At 60.2% G+C, this 23,912-nt stretch carries 19 protein-coding genes, 1 tRNA gene, 1 other RNA gene and 1 pseudogene; 9 read left to right on the forward strand and 13 right to left on the reverse strand.

The features are described from left to right. Window positions 1-108: 108 nt before the first annotated feature. Together CQ012_RS13015 and CQ012_RS13020 are read left to right on the forward strand one after the other, a co-directional pair. Window positions 109-1,803, forward strand: a complete 1,695-nt coding sequence (locus CQ012_RS13015; protein ID WP_105662512.1) for a sensor histidine kinase — start codon at window positions 109-111, stop codon at window positions 1,801-1,803. Continuing rightward, complete coding sequence (locus tag CQ012_RS13020; protein ID WP_105662404.1) at window positions 1,800-2,471, forward strand: response regulator; 672 nt, start codon at window positions 1,800-1,802, stop codon at window positions 2,469-2,471. Before CQ012_RS13015 ends, CQ012_RS13020 begins: the two co-directional genes overlap by 4 nt. Window positions 2,472-2,483: 12 nt before the next feature. Here CQ012_RS13020 and CQ012_RS13025 read toward each other — a convergent pair whose 3' ends face one another. Next, window positions 2,484-3,239 carry an aminoglycoside 3'-phosphotransferase gene (locus tag CQ012_RS13025; protein WP_105662405.1) on the reverse strand — a complete coding sequence of 252 codons (756 nt, stop codon included), beginning with the start codon at window positions 3,237-3,239 and terminating at the stop codon, window positions 2,484-2,486. A 139-nt stretch (window positions 3,240-3,378) separates the two neighbouring features. Between CQ012_RS13025 and CQ012_RS13030 the strand changes: the two genes are divergently transcribed. Then, complete coding sequence (locus CQ012_RS13030) at window positions 3,379-4,986, forward strand: alkaline phosphatase D family protein (protein WP_105662406.1); 1,608 nt, start codon at window positions 3,379-3,381, stop codon at window positions 4,984-4,986. Window positions 4,987-5,057: 71 nt separating this feature from the next. On the opposite strand, the gene CQ012_RS13035 is transcribed toward CQ012_RS13030, so the two are convergent. From CQ012_RS13035 to CQ012_RS13075, 9 genes and pseudogenes are all read right to left on the reverse strand, one after another. Next, window positions 5,058-6,344, reverse strand: a complete 1,287-nt coding sequence (locus CQ012_RS13035; protein ID WP_105657993.1) for an aspartate kinase — start codon at window positions 6,342-6,344, stop codon at window positions 5,058-5,060. Between the two features lie 181 nt (window positions 6,345-6,525). Next, on the reverse strand, window positions 6,526-7,077 hold the full coding sequence (locus CQ012_RS13040) for a hypothetical protein (RefSeq protein WP_105662407.1): 552 nt from the start codon (window positions 7,075-7,077) through the stop codon (window positions 6,526-6,528). A gap of 415 nt (window positions 7,078-7,492) precedes the next feature. After that, window positions 7,493-7,969, reverse strand: a complete 477-nt coding sequence (locus CQ012_RS13045) for a MarR family winged helix-turn-helix transcriptional regulator (RefSeq protein WP_105657995.1) — start codon at window positions 7,967-7,969, stop codon at window positions 7,493-7,495. A gap of 8 nt (window positions 7,970-7,977) precedes the next feature. Continuing rightward, window positions 7,978-9,600: an MFS transporter gene (locus CQ012_RS13050; RefSeq protein WP_105657996.1), complete on the reverse strand. Its 1,623-nt coding sequence runs from the start codon at window positions 9,598-9,600 to the stop codon at window positions 7,978-7,980. 409 nt (window positions 9,601-10,009) lie between these two features. Beyond that, a pseudogene (gene recR, locus CQ012_RS13055) lies at window positions 10,010-10,600 on the reverse strand (recombination mediator RecR); the annotation flags it as partial. A 90-nt stretch (window positions 10,601-10,690) separates the two neighbouring features. Continuing rightward, window positions 10,691-14,248, reverse strand: coding sequence for a DNA polymerase III subunit gamma and tau (locus CQ012_RS17785; protein ID WP_219844370.1), 3,558 nt, complete (start codon window positions 14,246-14,248; stop codon window positions 10,691-10,693). A 12-nt stretch (window positions 14,249-14,260) separates the two neighbouring features. Further along, window positions 14,261-15,178, reverse strand: coding sequence for a tRNA glutamyl-Q(34) synthetase GluQRS (gene gluQRS / locus CQ012_RS13065; protein ID WP_105662409.1), 918 nt, complete (start codon window positions 15,176-15,178; stop codon window positions 14,261-14,263). 28 nt (window positions 15,179-15,206) lie between these two features. Further along, an RNA gene (gene ffs / locus CQ012_RS13070) (signal recognition particle sRNA small type) lies at window positions 15,207-15,303 on the reverse strand. A gap of 107 nt (window positions 15,304-15,410) precedes the next feature. After that, the gene (locus tag CQ012_RS13075; RefSeq protein ID WP_105662410.1) at window positions 15,411-16,952 is read right to left on the reverse strand and encodes an HNH endonuclease signature motif containing protein; all 1,542 of its coding nucleotides are present in this window, start codon (window positions 16,950-16,952) and stop codon (window positions 15,411-15,413) included. Between the two features lie 188 nt (window positions 16,953-17,140). On the opposite strand from CQ012_RS13075, the gene CQ012_RS13080 reads away from it, so the two are divergent. Together CQ012_RS13080 and CQ012_RS13085 are read left to right on the forward strand one after the other, a co-directional pair. Beyond that, window positions 17,141-17,225, forward strand: a tRNA-Ser gene (locus CQ012_RS13080). Window positions 17,226-17,358: 133 nt separating this feature from the next. Continuing rightward, window positions 17,359-17,724 carry a VOC family protein gene (locus CQ012_RS13085; protein ID WP_105659190.1) on the forward strand — a complete coding sequence of 122 codons (366 nt, stop codon included), beginning with the start codon at window positions 17,359-17,361 and terminating at the stop codon, window positions 17,722-17,724. A gap of 106 nt (window positions 17,725-17,830) precedes the next feature. On the opposite strand, the gene CQ012_RS13090 is transcribed toward CQ012_RS13085, so the two are convergent. Further along, a complete protein-coding gene (locus CQ012_RS13090) occupies window positions 17,831-18,871 on the reverse strand; it encodes an isopenicillin N synthase family dioxygenase (RefSeq protein ID WP_105659189.1) in 1,041 nt (346 codons plus the stop codon). 273 nt (window positions 18,872-19,144) lie between these two features. Here CQ012_RS13090 and CQ012_RS13095 point away from each other — a divergent pair, with 273 nt between their 5' ends. Further along, entirely contained in the window at window positions 19,145-19,447 is a 303-nt protein-coding gene (locus CQ012_RS13095; RefSeq protein ID WP_105659188.1) for a type II toxin-antitoxin system VapB family antitoxin, read from the forward strand. A 78-nt stretch (window positions 19,448-19,525) separates the two neighbouring features. Continuing rightward, window positions 19,526-20,149 carry a LytR C-terminal domain-containing protein gene (locus CQ012_RS13100; protein WP_105662411.1) on the forward strand — a complete coding sequence of 208 codons (624 nt, stop codon included), beginning with the start codon at window positions 19,526-19,528 and terminating at the stop codon, window positions 20,147-20,149. Window positions 20,150-20,153: 4 nt separating this feature from the next. On the opposite strand, the gene CQ012_RS13105 is transcribed toward CQ012_RS13100, so the two are convergent. Then, window positions 20,154-20,843 (reverse strand): DsbA family oxidoreductase, encoded by a 690-nt coding sequence (locus CQ012_RS13105; protein ID WP_105662412.1) that lies wholly within the window; start codon window positions 20,841-20,843, stop codon window positions 20,154-20,156. 122 nt (window positions 20,844-20,965) lie between these two features. On the opposite strand from CQ012_RS13105, the gene CQ012_RS13110 reads away from it, so the two are divergent. Next, on the forward strand, window positions 20,966-21,688 hold the full coding sequence (locus tag CQ012_RS13110; RefSeq protein WP_181149078.1) for a YoaK family protein: 723 nt from the start codon (window positions 20,966-20,968) through the stop codon (window positions 21,686-21,688). A 64-nt stretch (window positions 21,689-21,752) separates the two neighbouring features. On the opposite strand, the gene CQ012_RS13115 is transcribed toward CQ012_RS13110, so the two are convergent. Beyond that, entirely contained in the window at window positions 21,753-23,159 is a 1,407-nt protein-coding gene (locus tag CQ012_RS13115) for an amino acid permease (RefSeq protein WP_105659184.1), read from the reverse strand. A gap of 186 nt (window positions 23,160-23,345) precedes the next feature. Between CQ012_RS13115 and CQ012_RS13120 the strand changes: the two genes are divergently transcribed. Continuing rightward, the gene (locus CQ012_RS13120) at window positions 23,346-23,912 is read left to right on the forward strand and encodes a histidine phosphatase family protein (RefSeq protein ID WP_105659183.1); all 567 of its coding nucleotides are present in this window, start codon (window positions 23,346-23,348) and stop codon (window positions 23,910-23,912) included.

Consider the following 23,912-nt stretch of genomic DNA (forward strand, 5'->3'; position numbering starts at 1 on the left):
GGTGCTCACTTTGCGCGTCTTGTGCTTATTGTTGAAGGCTTAAGTTCTTTGCCAACTTTTTGCTCATTAAAATCACGAGAGTGGAAAGATGGGTTTATGCTGGGTGGCATGTTCCGTTCTGGCGCCGGCACCCGGCATTTCGCATCACGCATCATGCGGCTTCAATTCCTGGTCGTAGGTGTGCTGATTGTTCTCGTTACTGCCGGAACGCTTTTCGCCAGCTATGACCGCGTCTATTCGAAAGCCGAGGATACCTCGCTGACCATAGCTCGTTCGGTCGCCGTCTTGCCGGAAGTAGTTGAGCAGGTCTCGCACTATGCAAAGCTGGACAAACTGGAAGCCAAGGAGCTCGCCGATGGAAAACTGCAGCAACTGGCTAACGCTGTCATTGGGCAAGAGCAAGCGTATTTCGTGGTGATTACCGAGGACCGCGGACTGCGCTTGAGCCATCCGAACCCCGAGGAACTGGGCCAAATGGTTTCTACTGACCCGGTGGCGTTGGAAGGCATTGAAGCGGTCTCCCGGGAACACGGAACCCTTGGTGAATCGGTGCGTGCCAAGGTCCCGGTCTACAGTACCGCGGGTGCGGTCATCGGAGAGGTTTCCGTGGGCGTGACCACTGACTCCTTGACCGGGGCGCTGCTTGAGTCCTTCGCCTGGATTGTATTGCTTGCGGCGATTTGCGCAGCCTTGGCAGTGCTTGCCGGACGAGTCACCGTACGCCGTTTGAAGCGCCAGACCCTCGGGCTGGAACCGGCCGAAATTGCCCAGCTTGTCAGGGACCAGCAGGCCGTGCTCTACGGTGTTACCGAAGGTGTCATGGGCATTGGCGCAGATAGCCGGATTACCGTGCGCAACAGGGCTGCCAGGCAATTGCTGGGACTGCCGCACCGCACCGAATTGGAAGACGTGGTCGGCCGCCACTTTGAATCCGCTGGATTGGATCACCGGCTGGTCAGGGCGATCAAGGAATGCGACCCGGCACCGGTGCGCTTTGCGGCCAATGGCAACTCGCTCATAGCCCGCGTGACCAAGGTCGACCGTGACGGAGTGGACCTCGGACTGGTCGTGCTGCTCCATGATGTCACCACCCTTGAAGCGCTGGGCACCAAACTCGATGCAGTCCAGGACATGGCCGATGCGCTGCGCGCCCAGCGCCATGAATTCGCCAACCGGATGCACGCAGTCCTCGGGCTGATCAACTTGGGCAAGATCGAACAGGCAGAAGACTACCTGCGTGAGGTGATGGAATCCGGGCCGAAGATCGCTCAGGTTCCCGGGCTGGAGGCCATCCAGGACGCTTACCTCTCGGCGTTTATTTCGGCGAAGGCGGTGCGCGCCCACGAACAAGGCATAGAACTGAGAGTGTCTGCCCAATCCATGCTTTTCGGACACATCGCCTCGGCCCACGATGCCCAAGACGCCACCGCAGTCCTGGGGAATCTGCTGGATAACGCCTTCACTGCAGCTCTTTGCACAGATGCAGAACCCTGGGTGGAAATCGACTTGCTCTCCGAAGGGAACACCTTGCACATAGCCGTGGCCGATTCTGGACCCGGCATTACCACCGACGAGGATATCTTCGCCCGGGACGTCAGCACCGGATCCCATCTGGGCGGCGATCATGGCCATGGCGTCGGATTGCCGCTGATCAGACGGCTCGCCCAAGCCCGCAGCGGGGACGTCTGGATAGCGGACCGCGGGACGGATGGTTCCGGGGCAGTTATCGCAGCAAGATTGCCGGCGGTACTGGTGGAGCCAGCCAATACGGAAAACGACGAGATTGAAGGAGCGCAACATTGAGCGAGAATTCCAGCGGCAACTACCGGGTGCTAATTGTCGATGACGATTTCCGGGTAGGAGAGCTGCACGCTGAGATGGTCAACGCCATTCCCGGGTTCCAGGCCCTGGAGCCTGTGCAGGATCCGCGTGTTGTGCCCAAAATGGTGAAGAGCCTGAAACCTGATTTGGTATTGCTGGATCTCTACCTGCCGCATGTCAGTGGAATCGAGCTGCTGAGAGAACTCGATGTTGATGCGATCATGATTTCCGCGGCGATTGAACCGAAGAACATTGACAAAGCGTTGCGCTCGGGCGCACTGGCGTTCATCATCAAGCCCTTTGAGGCCAAGACCCTGGCCGCCAAGCTCAAAGGCTGGGCTCGCTATCGTCGCCAATTGACCGGGACCGCGGAGTTCAACCAGCAGGGAGTGGACCGGTTGTACCGGGCACTCCAAGGGGGCGAAGAAACCAACGCATCGGTGGGTGCCGCCCCCACCGAACAGGCAGTTCTTTCCTGCGTCAAGGACGCTACCGAACCCATGAGCGTCGCCGAGGTCGCGGAGGCAATTGGGGTTGCCCGTGCGACAGCGCAACGGTATTTGGCGGCGCTGGTGGCCAATGAATCCCTGGAGCTGCAGCTTGGATACGGAACCCGTGGCCGTCCCGAGCACCGTTACGTGGCACGCTAGCGGCTCGGCCTCCTAGGTTGCGTCCCAGACCTTTCGGTAGAACGACACCTTCCGCTCATCGGGTTCGATTCCGTACCCGGCGTAGACATGCTGTTCGAAACCAGGCCCGTAATTCCACTCGGTGCTCCATGCGGCAACGGCGAGATCCGCCCAGCGGTCTCCGACACCCAATTTCCCCATATCCACATGCGCGCTGAAATCATGGCTATCGGTGATGATCGTGTTGGGCAGGCAAGCATCGCCATGGCAGACCACAAGATCAAGCTCCGGGATTTCAGCCAGCAAAGCAGCTTGCTCCCGGGCAGGCAGGTGCTGGATGCGGGATTCCAGATCCCAGCTGAAGGGGCACTGGTCGACCGGCAGCCGATCGTGCAGGTGGCGCAGACCGGCGCCCACTGCAAACGCGGATCGCGCCGGATCGCTTTTGCCAAGCTCGCTGACTGCACTGTGCCCGGGCAATGCTGCCGTGACGAGCAGCTGGCCGTCAGCATGCTGTCCGCAGCTGAGCACTTCGGGGACTCTGATGAATTCTCCCGCCCACCGCATGCGCAGGGCTTCAGCCAGGAGATCGCCGTCCTCTGCGGGAGGGCATCCCGGCGACCACTTGGCGAAGCGCATCTGCTCGCCCTGTCCAATCCGGTATGTTATCCCGCCTAATGCGTTCTGCCAGATACCCTCGATTTCCGCCTGGCCGGCTGCAGTGCGCACAGCCGGAGGAATTGGGTGGCCAGCCGACGGCGGGCCAGAAATGACTTGAGGTGAACTCATTTTTCTAGTCTGCCAGTAATGGGCGTGCTTTGGAGTTCAGGATCTCTGGATTCGTGGTGTGGACTGGACACGAATGATTTCTCTTGGTGTTCATCTGGGCTCAAGGAAATGGCTGATCAAGTCGCGAACACTGAATCCCATGAATAATATTTCGCGACGCAAATTGCTCACCGGCGCCATTGGCGCAGGTGCATTGACCTTGGTTGGGCCCACTGGAGCAGCGCTGGTTTCCAGCAGTCCCCGACTCGTGCGTTCCCGCCTGGGATTGACCAGCGGATTTTCCATGGGGGATGTCTCTGCCAGCAACGCCGTACTCTGGGCTCGCAGCTCCGGGGAAGGCCGCTTGCGCGCGCAGCTGCGTGCGGTGGACGAAGCAGGGGAAATCATCCGCGGCCGTGGATCCTTCGCCAAGACTTTGCGCGGTGCCTACGCCCGCGAGGCCACTGACTTCACTGCAAAGATCAATGCCGAGCATCTGCCTGCCGGTACCCGTTTCGCAGTCAGCATCGGTTTCGAGGACGATAACGGCACCCTTGGCGAGACTCAGAACGGCTGGTTCAGCACCGCACCGGCGTTGACCGGTCGCCGCAACCACGACGCCTCCCGTGCCCAGAGTTTTGTGTGGTCCGGCGACACCGCTGGCCAGGGCTGGGGCATCAACGAAGAAATCGGTGGCATGCGCGCCTACGCGGCCATGCATGCAACCAAGCCGGACTTCTTCGTGCACAGCGGCGACACCATCTACGCCGACGGCCCGATTGCCGCAGAAGTTGTGGAACCGGACGGCCATATCTGGCGCAACTTGGTCACCGAGGAAGTCTCCAAGGTGGCCGAAACCCTGGCCGAGTATCGTGGGCGGCACCGCTACAACCTGATGGACCACAACGTGCGTGCCATGTATTCCGAGGTTCCGGTGATTGCCCAGTGGGATGACCACGAGACCCATAACAACTGGTGGCCGGGTGAGATCATCGAAGATGAGCGCTATACCGTGCGCGATATCAACACCCTTGCCGCCCGTGGCCGCCAGGCCTGGCAGGAATACCAGCCGATCGCCGACCCGCGCGCCATGCGCGCAGGCATCGGATTCGAGGCGGCACGCATCTACCGCAAAATCTCGCGTGGTCCAGCAATGGACCTGTTCGCATTGGACATGCGCAGCTACAAGTCCGAGAACACCACCGGAATGGAAGAGAAGTCCACTTCAATTCTCGGCGAAGAGCAGCTGAATTGGCTAGTCGATTCCTTGGCCAAGTCCAAGGCAACCTGGAAAGTCATTCTCAACGACCTGCCGCTGGGCATCATTGTTCCGGACGGCAAGGCGCAGGAATCAATTTCCAACGCAGACCACGGAGCACCACTAGGCCGCGAGCTGGAACTTGCCCGCCTGCTCAAGGCCATCAAGGACCGCGGCATCAAGAATGTCGTCTTCCTGACCGCGGATGTGCACTATTGCGCGGCGCACCACTACTCTCCAGAGCGTGCTGCCTTCAGCGAGTTCAATGAGTTCTGGGAATTCGTGGCCGGTCCAGTCAATGCCGGTTCCTTCGGGCCGAACCAAATGGATGGCACTTTCGGACCACGCGTGGACTTCTCGCTGGCTGGCAGCACCAACCAGTCGCCGCGCGATGGCAAGGGCCAGTTCTTCGGCCACGTCGAGCTGGATGAGCAGGACCTGTTCACCGTCACGCTGCGCAATGGCTTGGGCGAAATCGTCTATACCAAGACACTGGAACCGAATAAATAGCAGTTAATAGGGAGAACGCCTGCGAAACAGTAATTGTTTCGCAGGCGTTCTCCTTATCAGCTTGTCGGCGCTTAGCGGCCGGTGCCGCCGTAGACGGTGGCTTCCACATCGGTATCCAGATCGAACGCGGTGTGGATAGCGCGTACTGCATCGTTGAGCTTGTCGGCGTCGGTGACCACGGAGATGCGGATCTCTGAAGTGGAGATCATGTCCACGTTCACGCCCGCGCGGTGCAAGGCCTCGAAGAAGGTGAAGGAGACTCCTGGATTCGAGCGCATTCCGGCACCGATCAACGAGAGCTTGCCAACCTCGTCATTGTGCTCGATTTCCTCGAAACCGATCTCCGGCTTCGCGGTGTTCAGTGCTTCAAGCACATGCTTGGTCTCGGTCATCGGCAGGGTGAAGGAGATATCGGTGGCACCCGAACCGCGGGTCGAGATGTTCTGCACAATCATGTCGATATTGGCCTGCGCAGCGGCGATAACCCCGAAAATCTGTGCTGCTTTGCCGGGGATGTCCGGAACGCCAATGATGGTGACCTTGGCTTCGGAGTGGTCGTGGGCGACACCTGAGATGATTGGCTGTTCCAAGGGTTCTCCCTCTTGAATTTTGATTTTGTCTTCGGGATCCGGGAGCACCCAGGTGCCCTCGTTGGTGCTGAATGAAGAGCGCACGTGCAGCGGCACGCCGAAACGGCGGGCGTATTCCACGCAACGCAGGTGCAAGATCTTCGAGCCGCTGGCGGCCATTTCCAGCATTTCTTCACTGGTGATCTTCTCGATCTTCTTGGCCGAGGCGACCACGCGCGGGTCGGCGGTGTAGATGCCGTCCACGTCGGTGTAGATTTCGCAGACATCGGCGCCCAGCGCTGCGGCCAGCGCGACGGCGGTGGTATCCGAGCCGCCACGGCCCATGGTGGTGATGTTCTTGGATTCCTTGCTCATGCCCTGGAACCCAGCGACGATGGCGATGAATCCGCGGTCGATAGCACGGCGCACGCGCTGTGGGGAGACCTCCATGATGCGGGCTTTGCCGTGGGTCGAGTCGGTGATCAATCCTGCCTGCGAGCCGGTGAATGAAGCGGCCTGCTCGCCGAGCTGGTTGATCGCCATCGCCAGCAGCGACATCGAGATGCGTTCGCCAGCGGAGAGCAGCATGTCCATCTCGCGGGCTGGTGCATCATCGGTAAGCTGGCCTGCCAGGTCCAGCAAGTCATCGGTGGTGTCGCCCATTGCGGAAACAACGACAACGACGTCATGGCCCTTGGACTTAGTATCAATAATTCGGCGCGCTACACGCTTGATGCCTTCGGCATCTGAAACGGAAGAACCGCCAAACTTTTGAACAATTAGGCCCATGGGCACTCACTCCACCTGTTGAAAGCTGTGCCTCGCCGCCGGTGCTTTTTGATGGAACTGTGGCGCGAGACATCTACCAGATAAATATTGTGACAGCTACGGGGCGACATGTCCTAGTTGTGAAGGTAACCATTGGTCATATTGCCTAGGAACCTCAATGCAGGTTGTTGAAAAACACTGGCTACCCCTTGAATTCAGCCAAAATTTGTCGCCAAAAGCTCTTCCATCCAGACACCTGTTCAGGTGTTCCAGCCTTAGTAATGTTTATGGCAACCGAGGCTTTTCCACCTTTGAGGCCAATGTCTACCTGTGTCTTGGTTCCGTCGCTGAAATCAGCTCGCCAATAGCGCCATCGCTCTGAGCCGCTGGTGCGTGCAGGTTCGGAAAGCTGGTGGCCGTTGAACTCCTGGCGCCCCTGGACGCAGGCGATCCAGCGTTCCAGCGCGGTATCCAAATCAGCATCGATGGTGCTGCTCACCGAACCTTGGAAGGTGCCGTCTTGGGATTGGCCGGGCAGGCGTCGGCCAATGTGCTGCTCATAGGCTACAGCCACGGATTGAGCCCACCAGCCCGGAGTGTCGACGGTTGGGGGCATGTGGGTGAAAGCCAGTTCGGCTATCTGCTTGTGCGTAAGTTGATCGGCTCCGCCAGCGCGCAGTTTGGCGCACCACTGATCCCATTCAATGCCGGTGGCCTTGGCGATGGCCGGGAGGTTGCTGCTTTTTGTTGCCATGAGGACAGTCTAGGGCGGACTTGGAGCTGTCGGTACTCCGAAGCGATGCGCCGGGCCCGCAGGAGCCTGCCGCTTTCCTGCGGGTCCTGCATCAGCGGAAGCAGCTTCTGAATCCATTCGTTCTGCGTCATGTCGCGCAGGCCCGCGGCATCCATGATGCCTGCCCATTCCTTCCACTCTTGAACCAGTGCGGATTTCGATTTTCCCTGATCTGCCCAGTGAAGTGCTCATGTGCCGAAACCTGACGCGCTCCAACAACAAGGTGGCCGCGGCGCCGCTGTCTGGCGCCGGGGAACGGGCCTTGAGCGAGGGCGCTGTGCGAAGCCGTGAACTGCCGGTGCATGTAGTGGGCTTTAAAGGCCCCTGGCCGGTCTTCTCGGTAATTCCGAGAAGAACGGCCAGGGATTGGACCGCTCTAGAGGGACTTGATTTCCAAATTCAATCGGCTCAGGAGGTCGATGAGTGCCGACAGATCCTCATTGTCCCAATTGGTCATGCGCGAGCGGAGCTCTGTACGCCACCCTTGGAAGCATTCATGCCACCTTTCAACCGCAAGCTCGGTAGGCAGGATGTGGAACACTCTCCGGTCTTCCGGGTCGACTTCACGCTTGACCAGCGCCAGCTGTTCCAGCTTGGTGATCATGCGCGATAGCGCAGCTTTATCGACCAGCAAGTGTTCGCAGATTTCAGACTGGGTGATGCGTTGGCTGCGCAGAATCATCCCGAGCACGGGCAGGTATCCCGGGGTGAGCCGGCTGTCGAGCCGAGTGGCCAGTTCCCGCTTGGCACGCGCCGTCAGCGCGATCAGTGAAAATAATTCCTGTTCGGCTGACGCATAGAGATCGGGGCGTTGCGCGGCGGGAACGTCTTCGGCTTTGCTTGAAACCTGCACCGGATCTCCTAGTTGCCAGCTGGCGTTTCTGCCTTGGCTGCGTCCTGGTCCTCAGCAGCCAGCTCCTGCATGCGTTCACTTGCAGTCTGGGTCTTCAGCGACTGGTTGGGGATCAGGCAGACAGCCACGACGATGAGCAGCGACAGCGGAGCGGCAATGGTGAACAGCGAAGGCACTGCGTCGCCGTAGATGGACTCGAAGATCACGCGGACCGGTTCAGGCATCGCGGCCACTGAAGGCAAGGTGCCCGATCCCAATGCTGCGGTCAGCTCCTTGGCTTGGTCGCCCAGGGAAGCCAGGGCTGCGGCCAAATCGGATTGCCGGTCGGCGATCATGTTCGGCACAGTGGTCGCCAGTATGGCGCCCAGGCCTGCGGTACCCGCAGTGCCGCCCAAGGTGCGGAAGAAGTTCACGGCCGAGGAGGCTACACCCAGTTCCTTGACGTGGACCGAGTTCTGCACCACCAGCACCATGTTCTGCATGACAAGGCCCATGCCGGCGCCGAGGATGAACATGTAGGCGGCGACCAACGCGTAGTTGGTGTCGTAGTGGATGGTTCCCAGCAGGAACAGCCCAACGACGATCAGCACCGAACCGGTGACTACCAGTGCCTTCCACTTGCCGGTGCGCGAGATCATCGCACCGCCGATGGTGGAGATGACCAGCAGGCCGCCCATCAGCGGGAAGGTCATCAGGCCGGCCATGGTGGCTGATGCGCCACGGGCCATGATCATGTACTGGCTGAGGAACACCGAGGTGCCGAACATCGAAACGCCAACGGCCAGCGAGGCGATGACCGCGAAGGTGAAGGTGCGGTTCTTGAACAGGCCCAGGCTCAGCAGCGGCTCGGAGGACTTGGCTTCGACCAGAATGAACAGCGCCAGCAGGATTACCGCACCGGCAATCATCAGGTAGCTGGTCGTCGAGGCCCACTCGAACTGCGAGCCTCCCAGCGACATCCAGATCAGCAGCAGCGAGACGCCGGAGGAAAGCAGGACGATGCCCCAGTAGTCGATCTTGACCTTGCGCTTGGCCATGGCCGGAAGGTGCAAGGTGCGCTGGATCAGGATGACCGCAGCGATGGCGAAAGGCAGGGCGATGAAGAAGTTCCAGCGCCAGTTGATGGTGTCAGTAACGAAGCCGCCGATCAGCGGGCCGCCCACGGTGCCAACGGCCATGACTGCGCCGAACAGGCCCATGTACTTGCCGCGTTCACGAGGGGAGAGGAAATCGGCCATGACGATCTGCGCCAAGGCGCCAACGCCGCCACCGGCCAGGCCCTGGACGACGCGCATGGTGATCAGGAAGCTGGTGTCCTGCGAGAAACCTGCGGCGGCCGAGGCCAGCACGAAGATGCCGAGCGAGATCTGCAGCAGCAGTTTGCGGTTGCCCAGGTCGGCGAGCTTGCCCCAGATCGGAGTGGAGATGGTGGTCGCCAACAAGGTGGCGGTGACCACCCAGGTGTAGGCGGTCTGGCTGCCGTTGAGATCGGAGACGATCACTGGCAGCGAGCTGGAAACGACGGTGCTGGCCAAGATGGAGACGAACATGCCCATCAAAATGCCTGTGAGGGCAGTGAGGATTTCGCGGTGAGTCATCTTGGGCTTGGCGACCGGTGCGGTTGCGGTCATGGAAGCTCCAAAAATTTAGGGTCAGGCATAGAGGGCCTGAATGGTTGATTGATATCAACTATACGGCGATAGTTGACTATTATCAACTAAGCGTGTTTCACCCCACATCACCGTGCGGGCATAGAAAAACGCCCTGCGCTCAAGCCGGCGAACCGGAAGAGTGCAGAGCGTTCCAAGGCAACCAGAACTACTGGCTGCGACGGTTATCCATCTCGGGAACTACCGGATGCGAAGGCCCTTCGCCAGCGTTGCTGGAAGGAACCGGCGCACCGCCAACGTGCAGCAGGCGAGGTTCGGATAGCTGGGCTTTTGGCTTCTCTGCAGCTTCTCCGGACTGATCTTGCGGTGCCTGCTCCTCGGATCCCTGCTTCTGGGCCTTGGCGCGGGCCGGACCCGGCGCGGTGCGGCCGGCAGCGCGACGTCCCTCGAAGGCGCGGGCCAGGGTCACTTCATCGGCGTATTCCAGATCGCCGCCCACCGGCAGGCCGGAGGCCAACCGGGTGATGTGGATGCCCAAAGGGGCTAGCGCGCGCACCAGGTACACGGCGGTGGCTTCGCCTTCGAGATTCGGGTCGGTAGCCAGGATCAGTTCGGTGATCGAGTCATCGGCCAAGCGGGTTACCAGCTCGCGGATGTGCAGCTGTTCCGGGCCAATGCCTGCCAGCGGATTAATGGAACCGCCGAGCACGTGGTACTTGCCGGAGAACGCCCGGGTGCGCTCAATGGCCAGGACGTCCTTGGACTCCTCCACGATGCAGATCTTGGTGCCATCGCGGCGTTCATCGCGGCAAATGGCGCAGGTTTCCTGCTCCGAGATGTTGAAGCAGATCTCGCAGAACTTCACCTTTTCCTTGACCAGCTGGATCGAGGCGGCGAGCCGGGTCATGTCCTCGGCATCGGCATCAAGAATGTGGAAAGCAATGCGCTGAGCCGACTTCGGGCCGATGCCAGGCAAGCGACCGAGCTCGTCGATCAGTTCCTGTACAGCACCTTCGTACACGTGCGCCTACTTTCTAGCTTGCTTCAATACCGTGAAATTGTTCCGTGGTACACCCTAGTGTCTCACTCCGACAGTTCGCCGTGGTGCCGGCTACAAGCTTCGTTTGATTTCCACTACATTCCCGTTGACGTCGCGCTGCTCGATGACCATGCCGCCGAGCAGGCGTTCCACGGCTGGAACACCGATCAGTGCCGAATCCTCGACCTCGATATCATCGTCGCTCGGGACAAATTCCTCGGGCTCTTGCACCGGAGCGGGCGCGGGAGCTGAAGCAGGACCGCCCCAGCCGCTCGCCGCCTGGGCAGGCGCCGGCGCACTGGGTGCGTTCTTCGCCTGGTCCATCAGCTGCTGGTATCGGCTCATGCGGCCTGAGGCCGCCGGTGCCGAGTCCGCAGGATCCGGTGCCGGTTCAGCCTGTGGAGCGCCCCATCCCGGAGCGGATTCAGGGGCCGGCTGCGGGGCTGCCGGGGGTTGCAGCGGTGCGGCCGGCTCCTGGCGAGGCTGTTCCTGATGCTGGGGGCGGACCTGCGGCTGCGTTTGGGCAGTCCGCGGCGCCGGGGCTTCCGGAACCGATGGAGCTGATGGCGCCATAGATTGTGGAGCCTGCTGCTCGGATTCACCAACCGCTAGATTCCCGAAGGAATCGGTGGTGCTTTCCGGGTGCAACGGGGTCGAAGAAACCGGACGTGCAATGTTCGGAACACCGCCCTCAGCCTGGCGCGCCGTCATGCCAGCAGTCATCCGGGGCTTGGGAGCCACCGGAGGCCCACCGAAACTCCGTGGTGCACTAGCCGCCGGCGCTGGCGCTGCCGGGGTCGGCTGCGGAGCCACGGCCGGGACCGGAGCCTGTTGCTGCGGCTGCACCTGCTGCGCTTCCGGAACAGAACCAGCTGGCACGTAGTACGGGTCATCTGGGAACGGTGGCTCGTCGAAGTAGGGTTCATCCGCTGGAGGCGGGACGTCATCGTAGGAGCTGTCGTACCCGTCATGGGCGCGTGGTGCAGGCGCGACTGGTGCCGAGCTTGGCACAGCGGATACCGGACGCTGCTGCGGTGCCGGAGCGGCAGCTTGGGCCCGTGCCGCAGCGCGCGCGGCCGCCCCAGCAGAACTTACAGCCTTGGTGAACTTAGTTGGTGCTGGGGTTGGCGCCGGGATTGGCCGGCGCTCACCTTTTGGGGAACCACCACCGTTGGGGTTGGAGCCGCCTTCGGTGAGGACCACTTCGATCGGTGCACCGGTGACCTGGGACAGAACCCCGGTCAGCGTATTCATCAGATCCGGCCGGTTGCGCAGATTCACGATTGGGCCAGTATTGCTGAACGCCAAGGTGAGGGTGCGGCCATCGAAGCCTGCCACAGAGCCATAGGTGGCAACCATGGAATGCAGGACGCGCGAGCTGCCCTGCAACTGCTGCAAGATCGTTGGCCACGCTTGCTGGAACATCGCCACCGGTGAGCCGGTGTCCTGTGGTGCTGGCTGGCTCTGCGGCATCCCGCTAGGGGCACCATGTTGAGGTTGCTGAGCACCCTGTTGTTGCTGTTGCTGTTGCGGTGTTTGAGCGCGTTGGGCTTGTTCTTGTGCGGCGCGCTGTTGTGCTTCGCGTTCAGCTTGTTCGCGTTGGGCTTGTTCTTGTGCGGCGCGCTGTTGTGCTTCGCGTTCAGCTTGTTCGCGTTGGGCTTGTTCTTGCGCCTGGTGGGCAGCGTGGCGCTGGGCATCCACGCCAGCCTGGCTAGCTTCTGGTGCCTGTTGCGGCTGTGCCGACTGCGGTGCTTGTGGTGTTCGGTTGGCAGCCGCACGACGTGCAAATTCGGCCATGGCAGGATTTTGCTTCACGTCATCAATGGAGACCCCGGTGCCGAATGACAGGTCTTCACCGCTGGAAGGATCGGGAACCAAGCTGAATGGTGCCACACCTTCCGGACGAGCTGCCGGAATACTCGGACCAGGCTGCACCTCGGTGGTCACCGAGTAATTTTCGCCCTTTGGACCCCAAGTTGCGCCCCAGTCAGCGGCTTCACCAGTGTTCAGCGACGCTGCCGCGCCTGGATCCAGCGGAGCATTTGGATCATCATCATGTGGCTGTGGCTGTGGCTGTGGCTGTGGCTGTGGCTGTGACGGCGCGGACTGCTGGGGATGCGTTTCCTGCGGGGCAGGTACTGGCTGTGGAGTCTCTTGAGGCTGCTCGGTGCGCTGAGCTTGAACTGGTTCTGCGTGCTGCGCGGGCTGCTGCATTTGCGCTGGAGCCTCGGGAGCCTGCGGTTGCGGCTGGGCATGATTTGGCTGAACCTGTGGGGCCTGTTCGCCAGCCACTGGTTCGCCCTGTGCTTCAGCCGGTTCGGGTGCACCGTCACGACGGGATTTGGCGGCGGCCAGGGCTTCGCGTACTGCGGCAGCACCCTGACGCGCGGCGCCCGGGTTAGGAGTGGCGTTCATTGAGGCACCAGCACTTGCAGCGTCGTTCTCATCAAGCGCAGGCAGCACTCCACCGGTCATCGCATGGCGCTCCAACCGATCCAGCCGAGCGGCAAAAGCGCTGTCGGAATTCTGCGAACCGGGCAGCATCAAGCGCGCGGCCAGCAATTCCAGGTGCAGACGAGGCGAAGTTGCGCCGGTCATCTCGCTCAGGGCCTTGTTGGTGACATCGGCCCATCGCGATAGTTCGCCTGCACCGACCAAGCCAGCTTGCAAGCGAAGGGATTCAAGCTGGTCTTCTGGTACGCCGCGCAAGATCTTCTCAAGGCCTTCTGGCATGGCCTTGGCGATGATCAGATCGCGGAAGCGCTCCAGCACATCTTCAACAAAGCGCCGGGGATCCAGACCGGTCTGGATGATGCGGTCAATCGCACCGAACAGACCAGCGCCATCGGATTCGTGCAGCGACAAAGTGACCTCATCGAGCAGTGTCGAGTGGGTATAGCCCAGCAGTGCAATGGCCGTCTCGTAATCCAGGTTGCCATCGCGGGCACCAGCGATCAGCTGATCCAGCACCGAAAGGGTGTCGCGGACCGACCCGCCGCCAGCACGGATCACCAGTGGCAGTACGCCTTCGGCTACCGCGACGCTTTCGCGTTCGCAGAGCACTTGCAGGTACGCCAGCAATGCCTCTGGCGGAACCAGGCGGAATGGGTAGTGGTGGGTACGCGAGCGGATGGTGCCGATGACCTTTTCCGGCTCGGTAGTCGCGAAGATGAATTTGATGTGCGCCGGTGGCTCTTCAACGATCTTCAGCAAGGCATTGAAGCCTGCCGCCGTGACCATGTGGGCCTCATCGATGATGAAGATCTTGTAGCGGTCGCGAGTCGGCGCGAAGGTTGCGCGCTCGCGCAGATCGCGGGCATCATCGACGCCGCCATGGCTGGCTGCGTCAATCTCGATGACGTCCAGCGAACCCGGGCCACCATTGGCAAGGTCCACGCAGCTTGGGCAGGTGCCGCAAGGAACGGGCGTAGGGCCCTGCTCGCAGTTCAAGCAACGGGCCAAAATGCGGGCAGAAGTCGTCTTGCCGCAACCGCGCGGACCGGAGAATAGGTAGGCGTGGTTGACGCGGTTCTTCTCCAGCGCCGTCATCAAGGGCGCAGTAACGTGCTCCTGGCCGATAACGTCGCCAAACGTATCGGGACGATATCTGCGATATAGCGCTGTACTCACACCGGTTCCCTATCAGTTGCCTGATGCTTTAGGCATCAGCTGTTGGACAATATTCAATGGTTCGACGGTCCACGGTTCACGTGGCAGATTCGCCGGATCGAAAGCTTCCAGGGCTGCCTGCAAACTTGTGCTGGGCAAGCCCAATGACTCTAGCAAAATCGCCACAACGTTGGCTGGATGCACACCTTGTTCGGTGATCTCTTCGAGTGTTACTGCACCGTCGCGTTTAGCCAAGCGCTGGCCCTTGGTGTTCAGTGCCAGCGGTACGTGCGCGTAGGCCGGGACCGTGTAGCCCAGTAGCGTTGCCAGATAGGCCTGCCGCGGCGCAGAAGAGAGCAAATCATCTCCGCGCACGACCTGGTCGATGCCTGAGAACGCATCGTCGACGACAACCGCAAGGTTGTAGGCGGGAGCTCCATCGTTGCGGATCAGGACGAAATCATCTACCGCACCGGTGTAATCGCCGAATAGTTCGTCATGAACAGAAAATTCGTTCACTTCTGAACGCAGTCGCAAGGCGGCTGGACGGTTCTGTGCTTTAGCCGAGCGTTCGCTGGCGCTCAGATCGCGGCAGGTTCCCGGGTAGGCGCCGGGCGCAGCATGCGGAGCACTTCCGGCTTCGGCGATGTCCTTGCGCGAGCAGAAGCATTCATAGACCAAGCCGCGGGCCTTGAGCCGCTCAACGGCCTGGAGATAAATCGGAAGGCGGTCGGACTGTCGGAGAATTTCGCCGTCGAAATCAAGGCCCAAGGACGATAATTCAGCAATTTGGGTGGCTTCGGCGCCGGAACGAACACGATCCAAGTCTTCAATGCGCAGTAGGAATTTGCGTTGCGAGGAGCGGGCGAAAAGCCAAGCGAGGATGGCCGTGCGCAAATTGCCAAGGTGGAGTGGCCCCGAGGGGCTAGGGGCGAAACGGCCAGCGCCCACGTGGACTCCATTCGGCTTGCGTAAGAAAGTAAAAGACCCCTCATGCACCTGCCAGAGCCCATCTACCCTTGCTACCTTCCGGTCCTGGGGGAGTTCAACAGGATGACACCACACGAGGGGTCACCAAAAATACTACCCGAGGTTGGCGCTTGGATGAAAATCGGCAGGCGTGCGCTTGCTCTCAGCTTGCAAATCATGGCTCAGAGATCTTGACCAAAAATGCTGTTCGTCCTCAGCCGGTCGCTTCTTCAGGCGGTTCTAGCCACCCAAGTACGCGTCGAACGCGGTCATTGAGCTGGACGGTAGGCAACATGGGTGTCTGCTCCTTCTCGAAGTCGAAGTTCTGGACGCTGGTGACGCTGCCGGGAAGCTCAACACAGATCATGCCGTTGGGGGAGCGCCAGTTCACTGAACCGTCCGGAAGATAGGTGGCTTGCCATCCCAGCACGTGCTTGAACATCTGATGCCGCTTGCACAATAAATGCGTATTGCTGCGCGTGGTGTGCCCGCCCTTTGCCCATGCATCGATGTGGTCAATCTCGGATGCTTCGGCGGGCCGATTGCACCCGGGGAAGCGGCAGACGATATCCCGATTTCGCAGCAGATCACGCAGCGCCTTGGACGGACGGTACTTTTCGCGGCCAACGTCTATAGCTGCCCCTGACCAAGGATCGGTGAGCACCTTGATGAAAGACGGGGCGTCTTTTGCGATCAGCAGCGCTGTCCCTACTGGGATCGGCCCGTAGCCCTCAAGGTCAGCTAGTGCGCGTTTAGGGTTGGCCAGCATTTCCAGCGCAGGAATCGTGACAGCTACACGAGCTTTGAGCGGGGTCCCTTCGGTTGCGGGCCAACCATCGAGCAACGCATCGCAAACAATGTCCAGCCGTCGTTGCTGTTCGGTCCGATTATCAGCTGGATCAACATTGCGTACGGCATGCCAATTGACCGTATTGATAATGCCCAACGCCTTTTCCACCGGCAGATGCAGCTGAATCACGCTCATTCCATTGGCCTCGTGCCAATAGGTGATCTTGCGGTCCTCCGCACCTTTCTTGTGGCGTTCTTCAATGGGCTTTGGATGCAATCGCTCACGCATTTTCCTGGCACGTAGGGCTATCGCGGAGTCAGCGGCCTGCCGCGCTATCGGCAGCAAGGTTCGTTGCATTAGTGCCACGTCATCGGGTGCCAGATCCTGAGAGTGCTTGACGATCTCCTGCGCGGATCTGGTCGTGATCTCACCGACGCTCAGGGCGTCCAAAGTGTCTGCGCAAAGATGGCGCAGTCCTTCGGCGAAGAACAACTTGTCCTGGATTTTCTTTTCCGAGGAGCGCATTGCCACCGATGCCTCGGCAACAAAGGAAGAACGGATCAGCGACTCGTCGGAGCGATTGACACCGTAGAAGTAGGCAGAATGAGTTTCAGCTGTTTCTTCCGTTGTGCCAGGGTCATCCAGCAGCGGCTCTTGGGTTCCGTGGCTGATTGTCTCGGCGACCGAATATTCGTAGCTATCGGCCAACACCGCTGCCTCGGCAGCATCCAGCATGCTGTGCAGCCGGGCAATGGTCTTCAGCCGCTCCAGGCCCTGGGCGGATGCAGTGACCGGCGACTGCTCATAGAGGTTTATGGCGGTAGCGGCGATCTGGGTAAAGAGATTGTCTTTGTCCAGGTTCGCGGCCCAAAGACCATCGATTCCGGGGATGCTCCTTGTTCCGGGCGGGCTGATGGGCAGTCGGCGAGGGTCGTCTTGGCTGTGAAATACCTCTCTTTTACTCATGTTTACAGTATTGATCTGTTCAAACGGCAGCCTTTGAAGAAAAGATCGGGATGGTGAAAAGGTGCAAAATTACCGAATTTCAGGGGTTTGGCGCCTCAAGAATGAGCTGGGAAGCAACGTGGAAACGTCCGATTCGTGATTGAGCGAGAATTTAGATATGCTGGATCCTGCTCCACGGAGCAAACTGAGGAGGATTCGCCTAGCGGCCTATGGCGCACGCCTGGAACGCGTGTTGGGTTAACGCCCTCAGGGGTTCAAATCCCCTATCCTCCGCCGAATTTAATGTCCCGGCTCATCGTGAAAACGCTGAGGCGGGACATTATTTTTTTGCGCTTACCGGCATTGCAAGAACCTGGCGGGTAGTATCCGTGGCAACTGTTCAGCAATCTTTCGGCAAGGTAAGACTATGGCAAGTGTATTGAGCGAAATCGCCGTCGACTGCGCGAACCCGATGCTGGTGGCGAGGTTCTGGTGCGAAGCGCTGAATTATGACGTATTGGAAGAAGAAGCCGGCTTGGTCAGTATTGGGTCCAAATCCCAAGGCCCGGGCGGGCTGAAATTGACGTTCGCGCAAGTGCCCGAAACCAAGAGCATCAAGAATCGCCTCCATCTGGACCTGCGTCCTCAAAACGCCCAGCAGCAAGAAGAAGCTGATCGCCTGATCTCTTTGGGGGCCAGCTACGCCGATGTGGGCCAGCGGGAGGACGAGAGCTGGATCGTGATGGCTGATCCTGAAGGCAACGAATTCTGCGTGCTTTCCGGCGTCGAATAAGCGAGGCGCTTTAAATGCCTATTGGCGCCGGGCCGGTAATCTCTCACCAGCTCGACGCCAACAGGTTTTGCGCGTGCAGCTCCTGATCCCTGCAGAAGCTCACGGCCTAGGCGCTTTTGCGCCCCTTGGCCAGCTCTGGGTAGTGGATGGCCGCGGTCTGCGGGTGGGCTCGCAGCCATCCCTTGAGCACGTTGGCGCCGTAGGAAGCCAGCATTGGGTTTTCCGGATCATCGGAGACGCCGCGAGCTTCGGCAGCCAGCTCGGCTGGCAGTTCGACCTTGTCGATCACTGCATCCAGTCGAGGGGAGTAGAAGAACGGCACCGAGTAGCGGTCAACGCCAGCTGGTGGCGCAATGACGCGGTGGATGGTGGCCATCAGGTAGCCGTTGGTCGCGACTTCGAGCATCTCCCCGAGGTTCACTACCAATGCACCCGGGGTCGGCGGCACCTCGATCCACTCTTCCTGGCCGTAGGGTTGCACCTGCAGCCCTCCAACCTGGTCCTGCAGCAGCAGGGTGACGAAGCCGTAGTCGGCGTGCAGGCCAACGCCCTGGTTGCCCGACTCTGGTACGACGTCGCCCGAAACGTAGTGCACCAACTTGCCCATCCATGACGGGGTGTTGGCGAATGGCTCGTCGAAGTGGCCTTCGGGCAAGCCCAGCCCCACAGCGATGGCCGAAAGCAGCTCGTGGCCGGTTTTGTTCATCAGCTCGGCCCACGCCATGGCGCGCTCTTCGAGCTGGGGGAAATCGGCAGGGAACTGGTTCGGGCCCTGCAGGTTCAAGTACGGCTTGTCCTCGGGAACGACCGCCAACGTCTCGCGTTCCGGTCCGTAGTCGATCTGTTCGCGGGCATCGGCGCGGCCGCGGGTGATTTCGGTGCCCATCCGGGTGTAGCCGCGGAACTGGGCGCTATTGCGGTTATCGAGCTTGATTTTCTGCTCAACGGGCTTCTGGAAGAATTCTGCGATGGTGTCGAGCAGTTCCTGGTCCTGCCCGGCATATGCGCTGTATCCGACGATCTGGAAGAAGCCGACGCGGTGTGCGGCGTCGCGAATCGCGGCAACGAAATCCTTGTTGAAGGAGCCGTCAGCATTGCGTGCGGTAGAAATATCGAGCAGTGGGATCTCGGTGACTACGTTGTTCATAAACCCAGAGTGCACCTTATGACGCGATTGTTACCAGCTAAAGTTACGCCCGGTTCCTCCAAGTTTCCCTTGGCGTAACAATCCTTGCTTTTTCGCATTGCGTGTCTGATTATTCGCATTCGCGTGTAGCATTCGCCCGGCAACTGCGCGGCGAGTCCGGCTGCCACCCGGCTCAATCGGCGCCGTCTCGGGAAGTGGCCTTCCTGCGGCCTGCCAACTAGCGCCTGATCTGCAGGTCTGTGGGTCTGGAGAGTTTGTCCGTATGCTTGAATAGTGATTTTTCGAGCGGTAGGTGAAGGCCGTCCATACCCGGACCACGGCTATTCTTCGGCGCGTGATTGGAGCGGACTTCCCCCGCAGCAAGTGAAACTAGCTGACTTGGTCACCACCAAAGCCACCTTGGATCTTGAAACATTGCTCTCTGAGGATTCCACCTTCTATGGCGACTTGTTCCCGCATGTAGTGCGCTATCGGGGCGTGTTGTATCTGGAGGATGGGATGCACCGCGCGCTGCGCTCGGCGCTTCATCATCGCTCGGTAATACACGCACGCATATTGGATCTGGACGCTAGTTAGATAAGCTAGCGCCACGAGGATGACGATGACGTCGCCTTCAGGCCAGCAGCTGCCGAAGGCTGACCAGAGCAAGGTGGAATGATGCGTGATCGCGATGACCCGGGGCAATGGCACGGTGCGCATATTGTCGACGAGCAAGAATTAAGTTTCAGCTCGGACGGCCAGGCTAAGCGGCGTGCCCGCAAACGCCAGAACATTGTTTTCTCCGTGATGGCCCTGCTGGTGATCGCGGTTTTGGCCGGCGCCGTACTCGTTTTCAATGGAACGCTGAAGTTGGGTGGCGAGCCTGCCGCCGTTGCGAGCCCGAAGCCAAGCGAGACGAAAATCGAAAACCCCAAGTGCCCGGCCATCGATTTCAAGTACCAAAAACCTTCAGATGTCGAAATACGCGTGCTGAACACTACCGATATTTCGGGTCTTGCGGGTGACACTGCCGAGGCACTGGAAAAGCGTGGCTTCAAGATTTCGTCGCTGACTTCCGGGTGGAAGTCGCTCTCCGAAACCACTGGCGCGGTCATTGCCGGGCCTGATGGCTATGCCCAGGCTTTCACCGTGCAGCGCCAGATCCCCGGCATCGTTTTCATCTACGACGAAAAGAAGTGGGGCAGCCGGGTGGACCTGGCGCTGGGGGAGAAGTTCGACGGCCTGGAAAAAGAACGCAAGCTCGATACTTCTGAAGGCAAGCTGGTCTGCAGCAAATAGCTGGCTACGGGGCCTGCACATCTCCGGAATGCACTTGGGCCAGCGCATTTGCGAAGACCTCGGCTGGCTGGGCGCCGGAAATGCCGTACTTTCCATCAATGATGAAGAAAGGAACACCGCTGATGCCCAGCTCGCGTGCCTGGACGATATCTGCGTTGACTTCCTCAACGTAGGATCCGGACGAGAGCTTCGCACGCAGTTCCCAGGTATCCAGCCCCAGCGTTCCGGCCAGTTCGAGCAGCGTTTCTAGGTCTCCGGTGTTCAGGCCCTTCTCGAAGTGGGCAGAAAGCAGCGCTTCCTTCATCTCGTTTCCGGCACCATGCTTCTTGGCGTATTCCAGTACGCGTAGTGCAGTGAAGGAATTAGCGACCTTCAAGTTGGCGAAGTCGTAGTTCAATCCTTCGGCAGCAGCCTGGGCGGTGACATGGTCAAGCATTTGGGCGACCTGTTCCTGGCCCAGTCCCTTCATCTTGGAGAGGTATTCGGCCTCGCTGCCGTCATAGTTCTCAGGCAGGCTCGGGTCCAGCTGGTACGAGTGCCAGTAGACATCCACGTTCTGGGAGTATTCGAACGCCTCGACACCCCGCTCAAAGCGGCGCTTGCCGATGAAGCACCAAGGGCAGGCAATATCGGAGAAGATATCCACGCGGATGCGCTTGTCTTCCGGGGACTGGACAGCAGTATTTTCGCTCATGCTCGAGATAACAACTTTTGCTCACCGGGCATTCCTTATTCGCAGCTGCTGATTTCGGGGGAGATAATGGCAGGGCTCCTACGGAAACCGGATGGTGCTGATGGCGAGAGAAAGCAGGGCAAGTGGCAAAGAACCTTCGATGGCGCGGAATCCTCTTCGCCGGAACGATTACGGCGATGGCAGGCTTCGTCGATGGCGTCGGATTCGTGCACTTCGGCGGCTACTTCCTCTCCTTCATGTCGGGAAACTCCACGCGTTCCTCCGTGGCGCTGATGACAGGGGACCTTGCCGGATGGGCGATGGCGATGTCCTTGGTGGGCTGCTTTGTCGCAGGTGTCATCCTCGCAACGCTGGTTACCTTCCGGCTCGATAGGCTGCGCCGGCCAGTGGCCATGTATTCCAGTGCGGCACTGCTGCTCGCTGCGGCCATCTCCGGGAATTTCTTGCCGCAGCTGACGGCTCTGCTGCTGGCCGCCGCGATGGGCGTGGTCAATGTTTCCTACACTCGTTCGGGAGAGGTTTCCCTGGGCCTGACGTATATGACCGGCACGTTGGTCAAGCTCGGGCAGGCACTCGGTGGAGCAATCATCGGGTTGGCCACCGGGTCGGACCGCGGCGGCTACCGGATGCTATGGATGCGCTACGCAGTGCTTTGGCTCATGATCACCATGGGTTCCCTGGGTGGCGTCTTGGCCTACCTGCGGCTGGGGCTCGGCAGCTTGTGGATCGTCGCAGGCGGCATGCTCGCGTGGGCCAGCCTGGCGTTGTTCCAGGAACTGCGCACACCCCATGGCCTGGAGTCGCCCTCGGAGCCTCAGGCCGGAACCTCCACCGGGATCAAGTAGAAAGACATAAAAATATGCCTGGCTTCGCTTTATGCGAAACCAGGCATATTTTATTGCGCGGTGGCTAACTCAGCAAGGAGTCGCTGTCCTGCTTGATTGGCGCCGCTGGGCGTACCAGCAGCTTGAAGAGCACGGCCAGAAGCACGAGCCATGCGATTCCGGTGTACAGGGCTACACGCGTCGTCGGGCTCAGGGCCAAGAGCACGACAACGAAGACCATGAAGGCCAAGGCGATCCATACGGCAACGGTGCCGCCGGGCACAGCGTATTCGCGGGCAACGGCCGGTCCGCGGCCCGCCGCGGCTTCCTTGCGTCGCATGGCCAGGTACGAAGTCAGAATCATGATCCACACCCAGACGGTGGCGAAGGTAGCGATGGAAGCGATGATGGTGAACAGCGACTCCGGGAGCAGGGCGTTGAGCACCACGCCGACCAGCAGCACAATGGCCATGATGACCACGGTCATCCACGGCACGCCGTTACGCGAGATGCGGCCAAAGGACTTCGGAGCATGGCCGATCTCGGACATGGCGTAGAGCATGCGGCCAGCCCCAAAAGTATCGGCGTTGATCGCCGAAACGGCTGCGGTGATCACCACGGCGTTGAGCACGTGGGCGGCGGCCGGGATGCCCAGGCCGTCGAAAATCTGCACGAATGGCGAAGCTGAGCCGTCGATCTGGCGCCAGTCAAAGAGCATCATGACTACGGCCAGCGAAGCTACGTAGAAGAGCAGGATGCGCCATGGCACGGTATTGATGGCGGCTGGAACCGACTTGGCAGGATCAGCTGCTTCACCAGCGGTGATGCCGATGGTTTCGATGCCGCCGAAGGCGAACATCACGACGGAGAACGAGAGCAGCAGGCCCACGAAGCCGTTGGGGAACAGGGTGCCAGCGCTCATCAGGGTAGCGATGCCGGTTGCGGTTTCGGTCTCAGGGGCGTTGAAGCCGAAGATGATCAGGGCGGCGCCGCCAATGATCATGGCGATAATTGCGGTCACCTTGATGATAGCCAGCCAGAATTCGGTTTCACCGAAGACCTTGACCTTCATCAGGTTGATCGAAGCGATCAGCAGGACGACCGCCAGCACCCAGATCCACTGCGCCACCTGCGGGAACCAGAAGCCCATGTAGATGCCGAACGCGGTCACATCGGCGATCGCGACAATGGCCATTTCAAAGGCAAAAGTCCAGCCGGTGACGAAGCCGGCGAAGCGGCCCAGGTAGCGCGAAGCGTAGTGAGCGAAGGATCCGGAAACCGGATGCTTGACAGCCATCTCGCCCATGGCACGCATGACGATGAAGACGGCAGCGCCGCCAATCATGTATGCGAAGAGGACGGCAGGGCCAGCAGCCTGGATAGCAGAAGAGGAGCCGTAGAAAAGGCCCGTTCCGATAGCTGAGCCGAGGGCCATGAAGCGGATGTGGCGGGCAGTCAGCCCGCGGGCGAGAGACGCCTTTATTTCGTTCACGATAGTAATGCTCGGATCCTATAAGGGGTGCGTTCGATGGGGACGGGCCCGCGCCAAAGGCAGGGCACAGCCGTGAAAATCCTATGCGCTCCAGGCAGCCATGACGCGCTTAAGTGTTGCAGATCCATCGTGAGCTTGGCCACCAGCGGTTGCTGTTGGCCACCTGCCGGGTGGGAGAATGGGCATATGAAACTAGGATTCGTCCGCCACGGACAGACGCAATGGAACCTCGAAGGCCGCTTGCAGGGTTCCAGCGACATCCCCCTGAACGACACCGGGCGAGCCCAAGCCCGCGAGGCTGTCTCGGTGCTGGACGGCGGCCAATGGGACGCTATCGTTTCCTCGCCGCTCTCTCGTGCACGCGAGACGGCACAGATCATCGCCGACGGTCTGGGACTGGAACTGGGTCCTAGCTACGACCTGCTGATCGAGCGCGACTACGCCCAGGGCGAGGGCATGGTTGAGGCCGAAGCGCTGGCGCTATGGCCGGACAAGAACGGTGGCGGAATTGAACCACTGGAATCTGTAGTTGACCGTGGCCTGCGCGCAATCAACCAGATTGCAGCAGACTACCCGGGCAAGAACGTCGCGGTAATCTGCCACGGCACCATTATCCGCTACACGCTCTCGCACTTCGCCGGCTACAAGCTGGACACCATCCGCAATGGCTCGGTTGCCATTATCGGCAATGAGCCCGGCGATTGGCAGCTGGAACTGGTCAATGACCAGGTGCCCAGCAAGGTCGCGGGCTAA

It is taken from the genome of Arthrobacter sp. MYb214, assembly GCF_002979865.1.
GTDB lineage: Bacteria > Actinomycetota > Actinomycetes > Actinomycetales > Micrococcaceae > Glutamicibacter.

What these genes read in the sequence shown, in the direction of transcription:
- CQ012_RS13015 (WP_105662512.1), top strand. Translation starts at nt 109, where the DNA reads ATGTTCCGTTCTGGCGCCGGCACCCGGCATTTCGCATCACGCATCATG.
- CQ012_RS13025 (WP_105662405.1), bottom strand. Translation starts at nt 3,239, where the DNA reads ATGAGTTCACCTCAAGTCATTTCTGGCCCGCCGTCGGCTGGCCACCCA.
- CQ012_RS13030 (WP_105662406.1), top strand. Translation starts at nt 3,379, where the DNA reads ATGAATAATATTTCGCGACGCAAATTGCTCACCGGCGCCATTGGCGCA.
- CQ012_RS13035 (WP_105657993.1), bottom strand. Translation starts at nt 6,344, where the DNA reads ATGGGCCTAATTGTTCAAAAGTTTGGCGGTTCTTCCGTTTCAGATGCC.
- CQ012_RS13040 (WP_105662407.1), bottom strand. Translation starts at nt 7,077, where the DNA reads ATGGCAACAAAAAGCAGCAACCTCCCGGCCATCGCCAAGGCCACCGGC.
- CQ012_RS13050 (WP_105657996.1), bottom strand. Translation starts at nt 9,600, where the DNA reads ATGACCGCAACCGCACCGGTCGCCAAGCCCAAGATGACTCACCGCGAA.
- CQ012_RS13075 (WP_105662410.1), bottom strand. Translation starts at nt 16,952, where the DNA reads ATGAGTAAAAGAGAGGTATTTCACAGCCAAGACGACCCTCGCCGACTG.
- CQ012_RS13085 (WP_105659190.1), top strand. Translation starts at nt 17,359, where the DNA reads ATGGCAAGTGTATTGAGCGAAATCGCCGTCGACTGCGCGAACCCGATG.
- CQ012_RS13090 (WP_105659189.1), bottom strand. Translation starts at nt 18,871, where the DNA reads ATGAACAACGTAGTCACCGAGATCCCACTGCTCGATATTTCTACCGCA.
- CQ012_RS13100 (WP_105662411.1), top strand. Translation starts at nt 19,526, where the DNA reads ATGATGCGTGATCGCGATGACCCGGGGCAATGGCACGGTGCGCATATT.
- CQ012_RS13105 (WP_105662412.1), bottom strand. Translation starts at nt 20,843, where the DNA reads ATGAGCGAAAATACTGCTGTCCAGTCCCCGGAAGACAAGCGCATCCGC.
- CQ012_RS13120 (WP_105659183.1), top strand. Translation starts at nt 23,346, where the DNA reads ATGAAACTAGGATTCGTCCGCCACGGACAGACGCAATGGAACCTCGAA.